This is a genomic window from Pontibacter chitinilyticus (genome assembly GCF_039748935.1).
In the GTDB taxonomy this organism is placed as follows: Bacteria; Bacteroidota; Bacteroidia; order Cytophagales; family Hymenobacteraceae; genus Pontibacter; species Pontibacter chitinilyticus.
The window spans coordinates 169,848-185,817 of the sequence record NZ_JBDIZJ010000002.1 but is presented as its reverse complement, the minus strand read 5'-3'; the positions used below and the strand labels follow the sequence as shown (position 1 = coordinate 185,817).

Below are 15,970 nucleotides of genomic sequence, written 5' to 3'. Positions count from 1 at the left end.
TTCAGCCCATGTTTTATTCCCACATATGCCGGCTAACACAGCCGCTGGTTTCCCGGAAGCTGGCTTTGTGGCTGTGGCTGCTGATGTGGGTCTCCTTAAGCGAAGCACAAAGCCATTTGCCCATAGGGGACTGGCAACTGCACGTGCCTTACCGGCGGGGCAGAGCCGTGGCTTATGCCGGAGATAAAGTATACCTGGCCGCGCAGCAAGGGCTGTTTTACTATGATAAGGAGTTTAATGCTGTAAAAGCTGTTACCAAAGCCGATGGCCTGCAGGAGCAGCAGGTTAGTGCCATCCAGTATGATGAAGGCACCGGCACGCTGGTTATCGCATACACCAACAGCCGCATCGACCTGCTGCACGATGCTATACTTAGCCCTCTCAATGACATCTACCGCAAAGCCATTCCGGGTGACAAAGCCATCAACCAGATCTATACTTATAACAAGCTGGCTTATCTTTCTTGCTCCTTTGGCGTGGTGGTGCTGGACCTGCAAAAGCGTGAGGTGCGGGAAAGCTATGCTAATCTGGGTGCAGGCGGCGCAACACTGAACGTGCTGGCAACAGCTATTCGCGGCGACAGCATTTTTCTGGCAACGGCCGCCGGTGTATGGGCGGCACCTACAGCTGGCGCTAACCTGCAGGATTTCCGGAGTTGGAAGGATGTAAGCAACGGGATGCCGGGGCAAGTAAACAGCCTGGCTGTTTTCGGGGAGCAGCTTTATGCCGGTACTGCCGGGCAGGGCCTGTTTGTGCGGCAGGGAAGCACCTGGCAGGCAGTGACCTCCGGAGCAAGTATGGACGTGCGTGCGCTTTCCGCCTCCGCCAGTTACCTAACAATAACCAGTGCTGCCGGTGTTACACTGCTCACGAAAGAGGAACGCTTCATGAACCTGCAGCCGCCACAGCTGGAAAACGCACAGGAAGCTATAAGCGGGGCAGATGACAATGTGTGGGTCGCCGATGCCCGGAACGGGCTTTTGCGCATTCGTATAGCCGATCAGGCAACAGCTGCCTTTGCGCCGGACGGGCCTTATAGCAGCAGCGGTTTCCGGGTGTATGCAGCGCAGGGCAATGTATATGTGTTGAGCGGGGGCTACACCAATGCCTACCAGCCGCAGGGCAGCCACAACGGGTTTTACAAGTATACGGACGGCACCTGGCAAAGCTTTAACAGCTACCTGTATCCGAACACTGCCGATGTGGTGCCTGCTGTCGACCTGGTGGATGCCGTTTACAATCCGGTGACTGATAAAGTATACTTCGCCAGCTATGGCAGCGGATTACTGGAATGGGGCGGTCTGCAGCATAATCGCTTGTATACCAGTAGCAATAGCCCACTCTTAGGAACTGCCGCTCAGCCAGCCGATGTGCGGATCACTGCTGTAGCAACCGATGCTGCGGGTGCCGTTTGGGTGCTGAACCGCAACCAGCAAGCAGAGCAGCCAGGCTTGTTTGCACTACAGCCAACGGGCAACTGGCAGTCGTTTATACTTCCGGCGGGCAGCGGGGGCACTAACCTCGACCAGCTCCTGATTGACGATAACGGGTATAAATGGCTTTCGTATGCCCGCCAGAGTACGTCCGGCTCAGGCCTGGTGGTGTTCGATGAGAAACAAAACCGGGTGCGGCAGCTCTCGGTAGGCGAAGGCAGCGGCGGTTTGCCGGGCGGCCAGGTATATAGTATGGCCAAAGATTTGAACGGCGATGTGTGGGTAGGTACTAACAATGGTGTTGGCGTGTATTATACGCCTGCCTATGTGTTTGAGGAGCCGGTATATGATGCCCGCACGCCTGTTATAGACCGACGGCCGCTGCTAGCCGGGCAAACAGTACGCAGCATTGCCGTAGATGGCGCTAATCGCAAGTGGATGGGCACCGACAATGGCCTCTGGCTTTTTAGCCCGGATGGAGACCAGCTGCTACGGCACTTTACCACCGCCAATAGCCCGCTGCCCTCCGACAAAGTGCTATCGGTAGCGGTAGAGCACCGCTCGGGAGAGGTGTTCATCGTAACGGATGCGGGTATCGCCTCTTACCGGGCCGAAGCGACGGTAACGGAAGGCAAACCGACATGTGCCGTGGTGTTCCCGAACCCGGTCCGGCATGAGTATACGGGCGTAGTTGCAATCTCAGGGCTGCCCAACAATGCCGATGTGCGCATCACCGATATTTCCGGCACGTTGGTTTACAAGACCCGTGCTACCGGCGGCACCCTGGCCTGGAACGCCCGCGACTACAATGGCAAACGCGTAAAAGCAGGTGTATATCTGGTGATGAGCGCCAGCACGGACGGAAGCCAGGCCTGCATCAGCAAAGTAGCCGTGCTAGAGTAGGCAAGGTATAAAACCGCCGTTACCGGTTGCATTGCTCCTTTGGCAGGCAGGTACGTATACTGTCATATTAATTGCAGGATTTCCGCTTTAGCATAAACACTGGACTGTTTCCCCGCAGGGCAGCGGCTTCACAAATCACATCCAATCGGCTTATACTTGCGTCTAAACACATATGCTAATAAAAACACGGGGCGTCGTTCTCCACTACATCAGGTTCCGGGAGTCTTCCATTATCACCAAAGTATATACTGAGGCGCTCGGTGTGCAGTCGTACATTGTAAATAGCGTGCGCAAAAAGGGCACCGGCTCACGTATGGCCCTGTTTCAGCCTTTTACGCTGCTCGATATGGTGGTGTATACTTCGCAGAGGGGCGGCATTACGCGTATTTCCGAATATAAATCAGCCCATCCGTTCCAAACCATTCCATTTGATATCCGCAAAAGCAGCATCCTCCTGTTTTTATCTGAAATGGTATCGCGCACAGTCAGGGAAGAGGAGGAGAACCCGGCGTTGTTTTACTTCCTGTTCAACAGCATTATTTATTTTGATGAGCAGCAGCACGGGTATGAGAATTTCCACCTGATCTTTCTGCTGCAACTTACCTATCACTTAGGCTTTGGGCCCGGCTCGGGTGCTGAACTTGTGGAGCAGGTGGCGTTTACGGCTAACGCGCAGAGTGCCACCTCAGCACCAACAGTGCTGGCCATACAAGCCTACGAAGTATACTTCGATCAACTGCTGCACCAGCCGGAACAGGTCAGCATTCCGAACGGGAAAGTGCGGCGCGAGCTGCTGTCGGTGCTCATTCGTTACTACCAGCTGCACGTAGACCGGTTGGGCGAGATTAAATCGCTGGCTATCCTATCAGAGGTGCTCTCCGAGTAAATACAGACACCAGAAAACAAAAAAGGCGGTGCGCCCGCTGGTACACCGCCTTTATACTTGCTGTAAGTACTTGCTTATTTTGCGCTGATTACCTTAATGTCAAACACCAGGTTTTCATTGCCATTTATAGACGTACCACTGCCACAAGGGCCATACGCCAGGTATGATGGAATGTAAAACCGGGCTTCTTCGCCTACCTGCATCAGCGGCAGCGCCTCGTCCCAGCCTTTGATTACCTGGTTAGCTCCTACCGTGAACGGAAACGTTGTGCCTCTACCGTAAGAAGAATCAAACGTACAGCTGCTGGAGGATAAGTCGTCACACAGGTGTTTGCCAATATAATGCACTTCTACTCTATTGCCGGTCTTTACCTGGGCACCTGTCCCTGGTGTCAGTACTACATAGTGAATACCCGATGCTGTTTCCTGCATGTTGGTCGTGTCAACGCCGTTTTTCCGGAAGTAGGCTTTTATCGTTTTAATATCAGCTACTTTCTGGGTTTCTCTTTCGCTGGCGCTTGGGCTGCAAGGGTTCCGGTAATAATCCTCTTCGTTGCCACCGCAGGCAGAGAACAAGCCCACAAGGAGCAGCAAAAGCAGCGCCTGTAGCAGCGTGCTTTTTTTTGCAGAGATAGAAGCTAAGGCTGGTAAGAACATGGTTACAGGTAATTAGAAAATGGCAGGACTTACACGTGAACGCATATATTTAGACGCTTCGTGTAAGTCCCTGATAAATTATTTCTGCACGTTAACAAGCTCCACATCAAAGCGAAGGATGGAGTTGGCTGGCATATCCGGACCACGGTCCTGGTCGCCGTAAGCTAATGGAGAAGGTACCAGCAGCACCGCTTTGCTGCCTTCTTTCAGTTTCGGGATCACTTCGTCCCAAGCCGGAATTACCTGGCCCTGTCCTACTGTAAACTCAAACGGCTCGTTGTTTGTCTGTGGGCTGTTCTGCGAGTTCTGGATCTCTTTGCCTGCCAGTGATGAAAGCTTGTAATGTACTTTCACCTTGTCGCCACTGTTAGCAGCAGGGCCTTTTCCTTCTTCCTGCACGGCATAGTACACGCCGGATTCAGTTTTCTGGATGTTCTGGAGGTTATTGTCTTTGATGTACTGCTCGATTTTCTGGTCGTCGATCTTCATCTGCTCTTTAGCATGCGCCTGCGACTCGATCATCTGCTGCTGCATCATCTTTTGCTGGTCGGCCATGGCTTCCTGCTGTGACTGCACTTTCTCTGCCTTGATAAAGAAGGTCATCTGAGAGCCTTTCTTAATGAACGGAGGCATCGGCTGGCCACCAAATGTTTTTGCAAACAGGGAGTCAGCGCTAATTTTAAACACACCGCTATCACCTGCAGACAGCATCATTAATGCGTTCTCCAGGCCACCTTTAAACGACGGCTCCATTACCGGAATCATCAAAGGAACCTTCTGATTATGCGAGTCGAACAATACAGAGTCAGCAGCGTTTTTGTACACCATCTGCAGCGTAACAACCTGGCCTACTTTGGCGCCGGTTGAGTCGCCTGCGGCTACTTCGCCCTTGTTTTCATACGCGCCTTTGGCGTTCTTCTCATAGACTTTATAGGTCAGGCCATCAGCCGACGTATGAAACTCATCTTTTTTGTTGCACGACTGCAACATCAGGGCGCCAGCTAATACTGGCAACAATAGTTGGGTTTTAGATAACATTCGATTGTATAGGTTGAAATTATTTCTGTTTTACTTGGCACTGGCATGCGTCAGTTGCTCTTTATACTGCGGCAGCAGGTTCTCAAACTTTGCTACAGTTGCCTCCAGGGTATCATAAGAGATGCCTCCTGCCGCATTTTTGTGTCCGCCGCCGTTAAAGTGCTCGCGGGCGAACTCATTGGCTGAGAAATCGCCTACAGAGCGGAACGACATCTTAACAGCCTGCGAACGGTCGATAATGAGCGCAGCAAAAACAATGCCTTCAATAGAGAGGGCATAGTTGACGAGCCCTTCCGTATCGCCGGTTCTGGAGTCATAGGCTTTCAGTTCTTCTTTGGTGATGGCAATATAAGCTGTATTATACTCGTGCAGCACCACCAGTTTGTCTTTCAGAGCATAACCCAGGAAACGCAGGCGCAGTTCCGTAGAGCTGTCGTAGATCAGGCGATGAATGTTGGACGTTTGCACGCCGATGTGCAGCAGGTCGGCAATAATAAGGTGCACATTTTTAGAAGTGCTCGGGTGGCGGAACGATCCTGTATCCGTCATAATGCCGGCGTATAGGCATTCGCCGATACCCGTATCAATCAGGTCAGTGTCGCCCATTTCCTTGATCAGGTCGTACACCAGTTCGGCGGTAGCAGCGGCGGCCGTATCTGAGTAGCTCAGGTCAGCAAAATCATCGGGCTGCAGGTGGTGGTCTATCATCACCTTGGTGCCAGTGGCCTGCCGGATGTATTCGCCCATTTCATTGATGCGGCTCAGGCTGTTAAAGTCAAGGCAAAAGATTACCTGCGCCTCCTTTACAAGGCGCTGCACCAGGGCGTCGTTATTTTCGCCGTACACCAGGACATCTTCGTTGCCCTGCATCCAGTTCAGAAAGCTCGGGTAGTCAGAAGGCGTGATCACGGTAACCCGGTGGCCTTTCTTTTTCAGATAACCGGCCAGGCCCAGCGACGAGCCAAGTGCATCAGCATCAGGCTTGTGGTGGGTGGTGATCATCACCTCTTTAGGCTCTTTCAGAAGCTCTTTCAGAGCAGGAATATCGTGCATACTATATGATAAATCCTCTGATTAATAAGGATATAAGCAGCAAATTTCAGAAGAAATTACTTCTAAAACAATAAAATCACGTTTTAGCATTGTTTTGCCGCTTTATGGTTGCAGCAGGCACATTTGCCAAACTATCGCCTAAAAGTATGCTATATTTTTACGAAATGCGCTACTTTTGCATTTCAAACTTTAGCATACATCCAAATAACTATTTAAACCATGGCCGGAAATACCACATTTACCATGATCAAGCCTGATGCAGTGGCAGATAACCACATTGGCGGCATCACCAACATGATAGAGGAAGGCGGCTTCCGCATTGTGGCAATGAAAAAGACCAGATTATCCGAAGAGCGCGCCGGAAAATTTTACGAAGTGCACAAAGAGCGTCCGTTCTATGGCGACCTAGTGAAGTATATGTCTTCTGGTCCGATTGTGGCGATGATCCTGGAGAAAGACAACGCGGTAGAAGATTTCCGCAAACTGATTGGTGCCACCAACCCGGCCCAGGCTGAAGAAGGCACCATCCGTAAGAAGTATGCCAAATCCATCGAAGCGAACGCCGTACACGGCTCTGACTCTGACGAGAACGCTCAGATTGAAGGCAACTTCTTCTTCGGAGCTGACGAGCGCTTCTAAGCAGGAAAAGTTTACTTATTGATTTAAGCCGCCTGACTGTGAAAGTCAGGCGGCTTTTGTTTTTTTACTATATTAGTATGAATATGTTTTAACCTTGATCTACATGAAACAAACTTTACTTTTAGCTATGCTGCTGCTGGTACTTGCTACGGCACAGGGGCAAAGCAGTGAAAAAATGAACCCTGCCGTAGCCGTAGCTATTGACTCACTGAAGGCTGTGGCCCTGCCGGTGCCCGATACCGAACCGCAGTTTCCGGGTGGAGAACAGGCCCTGATGCGATTTTTAGGACAGAACGTACGCTACCCGGCAACAGCACAACGTACAGGTATACAGGGCATGGTTGTGGTATCGTTTACAGTAATGCCAGACGGTAAGCTGGAAAACATTAAAGTGGTGAAATCGCTGGGAGGCGGGCTAGATCAGGAAGCCATAAGAGTGGCAAAGTTGATGCCTGCTTGGCAACCGGCGCTTTCCAACAACATGCCGGTTGCTGCCTCACATCTTTTGCCAATTCGTTTTACGATCATCAATCAACCGCAGCAAAGTTTCCCTCCCCGAGGCTTTTGATGTTGAGAAAATAAGTAGCGTAAGCAGCCGTTTGCAGGCGATAACACAGGTAAGCGCTTTGAAAGGATGAAGATTACTTGTTCAGAGCTAGTCTAATTTTTTATATTCGTGTTTTCTGATATAAAAGATGAAAGCAAAGTTATACTTGCCCCTGTTGCTGACTTCTGTCGTGCTGTTTGGTGGCTGCCAGCAAAGTGAGCCTGAACCAGACTACTCCGGCATTCAGCGACTTACTTATACCCTTCATGCAACCTCTGCCAGTGCCGCACAAACACAGGTATGGCTATACCCCAACCCGTTTGGCCAGTACGTGACGGTACAGGTGGCAGCTCAGCAGGGCCAAACAGCTACAATTTACCTCTCAGACCCAAAGGGCAGGTATAACAAAAAGATCGAACTACCGGACGGTAATGCCACGCAAGTGCAGGTGGATTTCGGCCGGATGCCCAAAGGCGTTTATAGCTGTGAGGTACGGTTGCCCGGCAGCGTGCGGCGGTACAGGTTACTTAAAGGAAACTAACGTATGAAGAAACTTATACTTGTTATAGCGCTGCTGTCGGCCTTTGGTGCCCACGCACAAACCCGAAGTTGGGGCGCTACAGCGAGAGCAGGCGCCCAGTATACACGAACGACAGCCAGCCAGCCAATAGTGGATTCTTATACATACGGCCCCGGCTTGCAGGTCGGGCTGGGCTTCTGGCTGTCGCAGGCGATAACGGCAAATGGAAAGTTGCAGCTGACCTTGTTGCAGAGCGGCACCCGCCAGCGCGCCGGTGAAGTCATGCTAACTGATCCTAACCGAAACCCCATTGGACTTCTGAATGCCGCAGATTACAGCCTGGCACTGCATCTTTCGGCCGTTTACCTGCACCAGTTTAACCAAGTATGGGCTGTTGGGGCAGGGGCTGCAGCGCAATATGAATACTTTTCCAAAACCAGGATTCATGGGGAAATAACAACAAATTTTTACCAGGGGCAGCCTGTTGAAGAGGAAGTGAAGGACACGTATGATAACTTCAACCGGAGAAAGTTGCGACTGTACCTGCCTGTAGAAGTCCAACGGCAACTGAGTGACCATCTAACTTTGGTTGGGCAGGTGCAACTGCCGCTCAGTAACCGGATGGCCGCCTCGGAATCGGCTTTTAAAGAAAAAGACTTCGGGCTGACAATTGGCGTAAACTATTCACTTGGAGAGCTTCTGTAAAATAAAAGCGCCGCTGCCTGTACAGGCAGCGGCGCTTTTATTTTACACTTCACGTTTATCTCGGCACAGTAAACCGCTGGCCCGGCCGGATCAGGTCGGGGTTATCGCCGATCTTGTCTTTATTGGCCTCGTATAATTTATGCCAGGCATTGGCATCGCCATACAGTTTCTTCGCAATCTTGGATAGTGAATCGCCGCTTTGTACGGTGTATACATCGTTGTGAGCACCCGGATCAGTGGTTTTGCTTTTATCATCCGCGCCATAAAAGCCCTGCTCCGGTTGTCCGGGCGTGCGCGATGCCACATCACCTCCTTTGCTAACAGGCTGCGTGCCTTGCTGCGCCGGAATATCCTTCTTTGGCAACACGTTAGAGCTGGCCTTTTTGGCGGGCTCCTGCTGTCCTTTCTTTAAAAAATCAAACAATCCCATATCTGATAAAATTTAAGTCTAACGTTTATTTTAATTGGGCAACCTGTTCTTATCCAGTTGCTTTAGATAAATACGCCAGGAAGCCAACATAGTTTTGTCCTACAATGGCAATAAACGATGGCTATCAACTCATTTCCTGTTTTGGACGTAAGCATCTAGCTCCATGGTTTGCATCGGCAGGCCGGAGAACATGAACGATGATGTACAACATAAAAGCAAGAACGATGAAAATGAAAATAGAAATGCGCCTGTGGCAGGCACTCTGTGCAATGCTGCTGGCTGTGGTGCTGGTAAGTTGTGGTGGCAAAGATGAAGTAGGTTCGCAAAGCCTCATTTCCGGCGCTGATAACAAAACCTGGAAAACCGATCGTCAAGAAGATGCTACTGGGGACAAACAAAAGTTGTCGGATGCCGAAAAGCAGCAGAACATCCAGTTTTATGCCGATGGCCGTTTTGCCATGGGCGGCGGCAGTAGCTTGCAAACGGGCACCTGGTCGTTCGATGAGGCTGCTAAACGGCTGTCGCTTCAGTTCGAAAATGAAAATGTGACGCAGAATTTTGACGTGCAAAAGCTCACTGACGACGAAATGCGCTTGAAAGCAGCCGATGGTTCGCTGATGACACTAGAATCAGAGTAACAAAATATAGCCAAAGCAGTATACGCTATTGGTTTCGATAAAACGGCGGCTTGTGTTACAGCAGGTTGCCGTTTTTTTATTGCGCCAGCCGCCGGAGCAGCAGGCGCATACGCCAGAGGCCAAGTAGCGGACCGGCTGCTAACAGCAGGAACACACCCGTAGGTTGAAAGTGCGCAAGCAGGTACCCGGTAAGTTGAATGCTGGCAATCGTAATGGCAAAGCCGATGGAAGTAACCACTGTGAGTGCGGTACCTACCAGGTGTGGTGGCGCTGTTTGGGCTGTCAAAGCCGAGAACTGCGGTGAATCGCCGGCGACCACTATGCCCCAGAACAGCAGGAATGGCAGTAACAACGCCGGCACCTGCAGCAGCCACACCGAAGCTACACAGCACAATCCTGAGAGCAGCAACTGAACAAATGCCACCCGCGCACTGCCCCACCGCTGCGACAGGTAACCACCGCCAACACAGCCCACAGCACCGGCAGCAATCACCAGGAAACTATAAAACGAGAGCTGGCGCGGTGGCAGCTGTGGCAACGCCGAAGCAAGTATAAACGGCACAAAAGCCCATAAGGTGTATACTTCCCACATATGCCCGAAATACCCGAAAGCCGCTGCCCGAAATTCTTTTGCCCGGAATACCTGCCATAAATTACGCACATCAAAGCGTGTTCCTTTGGTCTGATAGGGTCCATCCGGCACCAGCAGGTACATCAACGTGCCACCTAAGGCAGCCAGTATACTTACTGCCAGCAGCATTTGCTGCCAGGGGAGCGCTTTTCCGAGAGCGCGCAGCAAATGCGGAAAAGCCGTGCCCAGCACCAGTGCCCCCACCAGCCAGCCAATGGCTTTACCCAGTCTGCCCCTGTACCAGTTTGCAGCGATCTTCATGCCGACCGGGTAAATACCGGCCAGCAGAAAGCCGGTTAGTGCCCGTAGCGCTAAAACAACGATTATACTTTGTGCTCCAAATGCAATCAGGGCATTGGCGCCTGCTCCCAGCAGTGCACAAAGTAAAAACAGCAGCCGCGGCGAAACCCGGTCGGCCAGCGAGAGGATAGCAAAGCAAAGCGTACCAAGTATAAAGCCCAGTTGTACAGCGGAGGTCATGAGCGGTAGCGCACTTTCCTGCAGGTGCAGCGCATACTGTAACTCCGGTAGCACCGCATTGCCAGCAAACCAGAGCGAGGTGCCCGCAAACTGCGCCAATACAATAACAGGCAGAATGTAGGCGGGAACAGTAGCGGCAGTATGATTCATGCGGTAAAGATAGGCGATTTAAGCCTGCGGCCGCTGCTTGCCAGCAGAAGAGATGCTTTACCCGTAAATCGTTTCGGCAAATTTTTGAAGTGTCTTCCGTGTCTCGTAGGTGCGCTCAAACATCGCCATGTGGCCGGTAGCAGCCATGAAATAGACCATGCTGTTGGCGGGCAGGTAGCATTGTTCCAAAGCTTTATTGAGCGGCACGGCGTTATCTTCCTTGCCAAAGATGAATAGCACCGGGTATGTTGCCTCGCGGAGCACCTGCGTGCGGTCTGGCCGGTCGCGCATGGCAGCGAGTGCGCCCGTTATACTTTCCTGTGGTGTAGCTTTGCCGATCTCCTTCATCATCCGGATCTCCGGCTTTAATTTTTCACGGTTCTCGCGGTAAAAGAGCGGCTCCACAAAAGGGTTAATGAAGTTGTGCACGCCATGGCGCTCCACGTAACTGATGCTCTTGCTGCGCTGCTCTTTTTTCTCTTCCGTGTCAGGCAGGGCAGAAGACTGGAACAGGCAAAGGCCGCTGAGCAAGCTACCATACTTCGCTGCAAAAGCAAGGCTCACGTAACCGCCCATAGAGTGCCCGATAAGTATAAACCGGCGCACACCTAATGCATCAAGTTGCCTTTTTACATCCTCAGCCATGCTTTCCATACTATAATGTTGGATGTTTTCGGTATTGTCGCCGTGGCCGGGCAGGTCGAGGGCAATGGTGCGGAACTGCTGCTGCAGCGGCTGCATAAACTCGGCCCATACCTGCTTGCTTTCGCAGAAACCATGCAGAAAAACCAATGTGTCGCCGGAGCCGGCATCAAGGTACGTGTTTGTCATACTTGTTATTTACTGTATAATGTACTTGGCAGGAACAGGTTCCCACCTCTCCTTACAGCATACAAACAAAAAACCTCACAGGTTTGGAAACACTGTGAGGTTTAGATAGTCTATTCGGAATGTTATACTTTGATTTTCACCGGTACGCCTAATAGTTCGCGTACCGTGTTTTCGATGTCAGCAGGGGAAAAGCCGGCTTCTTTGTGCAGCTCCAGTTGCGAGCCGTGTTCAAATACTTTATCCGGAATGCCCAGCCGCTTTACCTGTGCCGTATAGCCGTTGTCTACCATAAACTCCAGCACCGCGCTACCAAAGCCGCCCTGCAGGCAGCCGTCCTCTACGGTCACTACTTTATCATAGGTGCTGAAAATGTGGTGCAGCAGTTCTTCGTCCAGTGGTTTGGCAAAGCGCATGTCGTAATGGCCGGGTGTCAGGCCTTCGTAGCTTAGCTTTTGGCAAACCTCCACGGCATAGTTGCCGATGTGGCCAAACGTGAGAATTGCTACTTCTTCGCCTTCTTGTAGGATGCGGCCTTTGCCGATTTCGATCAGCTCGAGCGGTGTGCGCCATTGCGGCATCACGCCCTCACCCCGCGGGTAGCGGACCGTAAACGGACCGGCTCCGTCTTGCGAGGCGGTATACATGAGGTTACGCAGTTCCTGTTCGTTCATGGGGGCCGAAACCACCATGTTCGGAATGCAGCGCATGTAGGCAATGTCGTAGGCACCGTGGTGCGTGGGGCCGTCGGCACCCGCAAATCCGGCGCGGTCGAGGCAGAAAACCACGTGCAGGTTCTGTAAACAGACATCGTGTACTACCTGGTCGTAGCCGCGCTGCATAAAGGTGCTGTAGATATTGCAGAAGGGCACCAGACCCTGCGTTGCCAATCCAGCAGAAAAAGTGACTGCGTGCTGCTCGGCAATGCCCACATCAAAAGCACGGTCGGGCATGGCTTTCATCATAATGTTGAGCGAACAACCTGAAGGCATAGCAGGCGTTACGCCCATAATTTTTGGGTTCTGCTCCGCCAACTCCACCATCGTATGGCCAAACACATCCTGGTACTTGGGTGCTTGTGGTGTGTCGTAGTGCTTTTTATAGATCTCGCCGGTAATCTTATCAAAGGTGCCGGGGGCGTGCCACTTGGTCTGTTCTTTTTCGGCCAAAGCAAATCCTTTGCCTTTGGTAGTGAGGCAATGCAGTATTTTCGGACCCGGAATATGTTTTAGATCTTCCAGTACCGAGGTCAGATGATGGATGTCGTGGCCGTCAATGGGGCCGAAATAGCGGAAGTTCAGGCTCTCGAAAAGATTGCTCTGCTTCAGGAGCGTGGCTTTGATGCCGCTCTCTACCTTGGAAGCAATCTGCTGCGCGTTTGGTCCGAATTTACTGATCTTACCCAGCACATTCCAGATCTCGTCGCGCACTTTGTTATAGGTGCGGGAGGTGGTGATATCAGTGAGGTATTCTTTCAGCGCGCCCACGTTCGGGTCGATGCTCATGCAGTTGTCGTTGAGCACCACCAGCAGGTTAGCGTTGGCCACGCCGGCATGGTTCAGTGCCTCAAAGGCCATACCGCCCGTCATGGCACCGTCGCCGATTACGGCAATGTGCTGGCGCTTGTCTTCGTGCTTATACTTGGAGGCCACAGCCATACCCAATGCTGCTGAAATAGACGTGCTGGAGTGGCCAACCCCGAAGGTATCGTACTCACTTTCTTTGCGTTTCGGGAAACCGGAGATGCCGCCATACTTGCGGTTGGTATGGAAAATTTCGCGGCGGCCCGTCAATATTTTGTGGCCGTATGCCTGGTGTCCTACGTCCCACACCAACTGGTCGTAAGGCGTATTAAACACATAGTGCAGAGCCGTTGTGAGTTCCACTACGCCAAGACTGGCACCAAAATGGCCGCCGTGGATCGAAACAACATCAATGATATATTGCCGTAGCTCCTGGCTCACCTGCAGCAACTGTTCCGGCTTTAGCTTCCGGAGATCAGCAGGTGTGTCGATGGAGGCCAGCAGCTCTCCGGGTTTAATTAACATAGCATCGTCTTTATAGACCTCTAACAAAATAAGTCAGCTAAGGTTTAGCAGGCGCAAAGCGTTCTCTTTCGGCCAACTCGTAAAGTTAATAAAATAAAAAATTACGCCCGCCATTTCACTGCTTTTCGAAAGGTTTACGCACGCACTCTATTTCAGTTTATCAATATATAAGTATTTATATTTACTTATTTAAATATTATAACTGCCTGAGATACAACAAACATTCTGTTCAGGTAGTTTACCGAAGCGTTGTACAGGAAGTATACTTTCGCACGACATAACTTGTTCTGAACTATTCCGGACAAAGCGTTGCTTATGGCTTTAAGGCGGCATAGAAGCATTCTGCCGAAAATAAATTAATTTTGTACCTGGCGCAGCCGCATGCGCTCAACTTTAGATTTGACTGGGTGAGTTTCGAGATTAAATTACCGTTGTTTGAGGGGCCGTTCGACCTGCTGCTCTTTTTTATTGAGCGTGATGAACTGGACATCCATGATATTCCCATCTTCCAGATCACGAATGAATTTATCGGCTACATCCGGCAACTGGAGCAGCTCAACATCGAGGTAGCCAGCGATTTTATACTTACGGCCGCCACGCTCATGCGCATTAAAGCTAAAATGCTGCTGCCGCGTGTGGAGAAAGATGAGGAAGGCAATGAGATAGACCCGCGCCAGGAGTTAGTGCAGCACCTGCTGGAGTATAAGAAGTATAAAAGCGTGATTCCGGACCTGACTTTGATGGAGGAGCAGCGTATGGCACAGGAGAACCGCGGCAACATACACGCCGAACTGCAGCAGATTGCCAATGCCAACCATTTTGAATACGAGCTGCAGGACCTAAGTCTCTATAAGCTGATGCGTGTATTTGAGAAGGTGATAGTGCGCTATGAGGAGGAGCAAACCCGGCCAAAGCACACGGTGATTACATACCCCTATACTTTGGAGGAGCAGCGGGATATTATTCTACAGATGGTGCAGCAGCGCCGACAGGTAGCTTTTTCGCAACTCATCTCCGAGTACCCGGATAAGATCGGTATGATCTTCAATTTCCTCGCCATTCTCGACATGCTGCAACTCAACATCATCGGCATAGAGGTCGGCGACGGCTTCAACGACTTCACGATCACTATCGCCGAAGGACAGGCGACGCAGGTACTGCAACTGCTGGTAGAATAGTGATTTCTCTTTGTCCCCCGGTTAAGCAAGCCACGTATAGGCTTACTTAGCGAACTGTTATTTGCTTTCCGGCTGCCCATACCGCGGCAACCGGAAAGCCACAACACCTACATGGACCAGAATAAAAAGACGATACTTAAAAGCTTTAGCCCGGTTAAAATCCTGATTCCTGTATTTTTAGGATTGGCTGCCACGGCCTGGCTTTTTATCAAAGACGACAAACTAAACGAGCTGAAAGGCATTGAGCAGGCGCACTGGGGGTGGCTGGCGGCCGCGCTGGCGGTGTTGGTAATTCGCGATGCCGGCTACATGTACCGCATCCGCCACCTGACCAATAAGTTCCTGACCTGGCGCAACAGCATCGATGTAATTATCCTTTGGGAATTTGCTTCTGCTATTACGCCTTCGGTGGTAGGTGGCACCACGGTGGCAACCATCATTCTGAACAAAGAAGGATTGCCGCTGGGCAAGTCGCTGGCTTATGTCATGTTCACGGCGGTGCTGGACAATATGTTCTTTATTCTGGCAGCTCCCATTGCGCTGCTGCTCACCAAAGGGCAGGTGTTCCCCACGTTTAACCTGGACCCATCGGATGTGGCCAAACTGCAGTCGGCTTTTTACATCAGCTATGGCCTGATCGCGGTCTATACGTTCGTGATGATCTATGCGCTGTTCATCAAGCCACGAGCGTTTAAATGGCTGTTGCTGAAGGTGACTTCCCTTGGTTTTCTGCGCAAGTGGCGTGTCAATGCTTTTCAGCACGGCAATGAGATTATCTGGGCATCGGAGCAGCTGAAAGGTAACAGCGCCGGGTACTGGTTTAAAGCCATCGTCTCGACCATCTTTGTATGGAGTGCCCGTTATTTTCTGCTCAACTGCCTTATTGCCGCTTTTGTAGACGTTAGCCTTAGCGAACACCTGCTTATCCTGTCGCGCAACCTCATTTTCTGGATCGTCATGCTGATTGCGATTACGCCCGGTGGCGCAGGTATTGTGGAGATGGCTTTCCCAAGCTTCTTCGGCATTTTCCTGGGCAGTTTCAGCAGCATCGTTGTCGTCCTCTATCGCCTGATTACCTACTATCCTTACCTGATCCTAGGTTCTATCTTCCTGCCGAAATGGGTGGCCAAAGCGTTCGGGCACCACAAGCACGAGAGCGAAGTGCATGTATAGGTCAGCGGCGGTCCCTGCAAGAACCCATTAACAG

Annotated in this window: 16 protein-coding genes; 9 read left to right on the top strand and 7 right to left on the bottom strand. The window is 51.4% G+C overall.

The window, feature by feature from the left end; all coding sequences use genetic code 11:
* Positions 1 to 8 precede the first annotated feature (8 nt).
* Together porZ and recO are read left to right on the top strand one after the other, a co-directional pair.
* Positions 9 to 2,336: a type IX secretion system anionic LPS delivery protein PorZ gene (porZ, locus tag ABDW72_RS04405; protein WP_347157248.1), complete on the top strand. Its 2,328-nt coding sequence runs from the start codon at positions 9 to 11 to the stop codon at positions 2,334 to 2,336.
* Positions 2,337 to 2,508: 172 nt separating this feature from the next.
* A complete protein-coding gene (gene recO, locus ABDW72_RS04400; RefSeq protein WP_347157247.1) occupies positions 2,509 to 3,222 on the top strand; it encodes a DNA repair protein RecO in 714 nt (237 codons plus the stop codon).
* Between the two features lie 74 nt (positions 3,223 to 3,296).
* Here recO and ABDW72_RS04395 read toward each other — a convergent pair whose 3' ends face one another.
* From ABDW72_RS04395 to ABDW72_RS04385, 3 genes are all read right to left on the bottom strand, one after another.
* The gene (locus ABDW72_RS04395; RefSeq protein ID WP_347157246.1) at positions 3,297 to 3,878 is read right to left on the bottom strand and encodes an FKBP-type peptidyl-prolyl cis-trans isomerase; all 582 of its coding nucleotides are present in this window, start codon (positions 3,876 to 3,878) and stop codon (positions 3,297 to 3,299) included.
* 78 nt (positions 3,879 to 3,956) lie between these two features.
* Positions 3,957 to 4,916, bottom strand: a complete 960-nt coding sequence (locus ABDW72_RS04390; RefSeq protein WP_347157245.1) for an FKBP-type peptidyl-prolyl cis-trans isomerase — start codon at positions 4,914 to 4,916, stop codon at positions 3,957 to 3,959.
* Between the two features lie 30 nt (positions 4,917 to 4,946).
* Complete coding sequence (locus tag ABDW72_RS04385; protein ID WP_347157244.1) at positions 4,947 to 5,969, bottom strand: DHH family phosphoesterase; 1,023 nt, start codon at positions 5,967 to 5,969, stop codon at positions 4,947 to 4,949.
* A 219-nt stretch (positions 5,970 to 6,188) separates the two neighbouring features.
* On the opposite strand from ABDW72_RS04385, the gene ABDW72_RS04380 reads away from it, so the two are divergent.
* The 4 genes from ABDW72_RS04380 to ABDW72_RS04365 all read left to right on the top strand — a co-directional run bounded on the left by ABDW72_RS04380 (position 6,189) and on the right by ABDW72_RS04365 (position 8,380).
* Positions 6,189 to 6,608, top strand: a complete 420-nt coding sequence (locus tag ABDW72_RS04380; RefSeq protein ID WP_347157243.1) for a nucleoside-diphosphate kinase — start codon at positions 6,189 to 6,191, stop codon at positions 6,606 to 6,608.
* Positions 6,609 to 6,711: 103 nt separating this feature from the next.
* Positions 6,712 to 7,176, top strand: coding sequence for an energy transducer TonB (locus tag ABDW72_RS04375; protein WP_347157242.1), 465 nt, complete (start codon positions 6,712 to 6,714; stop codon positions 7,174 to 7,176).
* 127 nt (positions 7,177 to 7,303) lie between these two features.
* Positions 7,304 to 7,696: a T9SS type A sorting domain-containing protein gene (locus ABDW72_RS04370; protein WP_347157241.1), complete on the top strand. Its 393-nt coding sequence runs from the start codon at positions 7,304 to 7,306 to the stop codon at positions 7,694 to 7,696.
* 3 nt (positions 7,697 to 7,699) lie between these two features.
* Positions 7,700 to 8,380, top strand: coding sequence for a hypothetical protein (locus ABDW72_RS04365; protein WP_347157240.1), 681 nt, complete (start codon positions 7,700 to 7,702; stop codon positions 8,378 to 8,380).
* A gap of 55 nt (positions 8,381 to 8,435) precedes the next feature.
* Here ABDW72_RS04365 and ABDW72_RS04360 read toward each other — a convergent pair whose 3' ends face one another.
* Positions 8,436 to 8,810, bottom strand: a complete 375-nt coding sequence (locus tag ABDW72_RS04360) for a LysM peptidoglycan-binding domain-containing protein (RefSeq protein ID WP_347157239.1) — start codon at positions 8,808 to 8,810, stop codon at positions 8,436 to 8,438.
* 224 nt (positions 8,811 to 9,034) lie between these two features.
* On the opposite strand from ABDW72_RS04360, the gene ABDW72_RS04355 reads away from it, so the two are divergent.
* Positions 9,035 to 9,448 carry a lipocalin family protein gene (locus ABDW72_RS04355; protein WP_347157238.1) on the top strand — a complete coding sequence of 138 codons (414 nt, stop codon included), beginning with the start codon at positions 9,035 to 9,037 and terminating at the stop codon, positions 9,446 to 9,448.
* A 76-nt stretch (positions 9,449 to 9,524) separates the two neighbouring features.
* On the opposite strand, the gene ABDW72_RS04350 is transcribed toward ABDW72_RS04355, so the two are convergent.
* From ABDW72_RS04350 to dxs, 3 genes are all read right to left on the bottom strand, one after another.
* Complete coding sequence (locus ABDW72_RS04350) at positions 9,525 to 10,709, bottom strand: MFS transporter (protein WP_347157237.1); 1,185 nt, start codon at positions 10,707 to 10,709, stop codon at positions 9,525 to 9,527.
* A gap of 57 nt (positions 10,710 to 10,766) precedes the next feature.
* Positions 10,767 to 11,540 carry an alpha/beta fold hydrolase gene (locus tag ABDW72_RS04345; protein WP_347157236.1) on the bottom strand — a complete coding sequence of 258 codons (774 nt, stop codon included), beginning with the start codon at positions 11,538 to 11,540 and terminating at the stop codon, positions 10,767 to 10,769.
* Between the two features lie 122 nt (positions 11,541 to 11,662).
* Positions 11,663 to 13,585 (bottom strand): 1-deoxy-D-xylulose-5-phosphate synthase, encoded by a 1,923-nt coding sequence (dxs, locus tag ABDW72_RS04340; protein ID WP_347157235.1) that lies wholly within the window; start codon positions 13,583 to 13,585, stop codon positions 11,663 to 11,665.
* Between the two features lie 407 nt (positions 13,586 to 13,992).
* Here dxs and ABDW72_RS04335 point away from each other — a divergent pair, with 407 nt between their 5' ends.
* Both ABDW72_RS04335 and ABDW72_RS04330 read left to right on the top strand, forming a co-directional pair.
* Positions 13,993 to 14,763: a segregation and condensation protein A gene (locus ABDW72_RS04335; protein ID WP_347157648.1), complete on the top strand. Its 771-nt coding sequence runs from the start codon at positions 13,993 to 13,995 to the stop codon at positions 14,761 to 14,763.
* 111 nt (positions 14,764 to 14,874) lie between these two features.
* A complete protein-coding gene (locus ABDW72_RS04330; protein ID WP_347157234.1) occupies positions 14,875 to 15,936 on the top strand; it encodes a lysylphosphatidylglycerol synthase transmembrane domain-containing protein in 1,062 nt (353 codons plus the stop codon).
* The last annotated feature ends 34 nt before the right edge of the window (positions 15,937 to 15,970 follow it).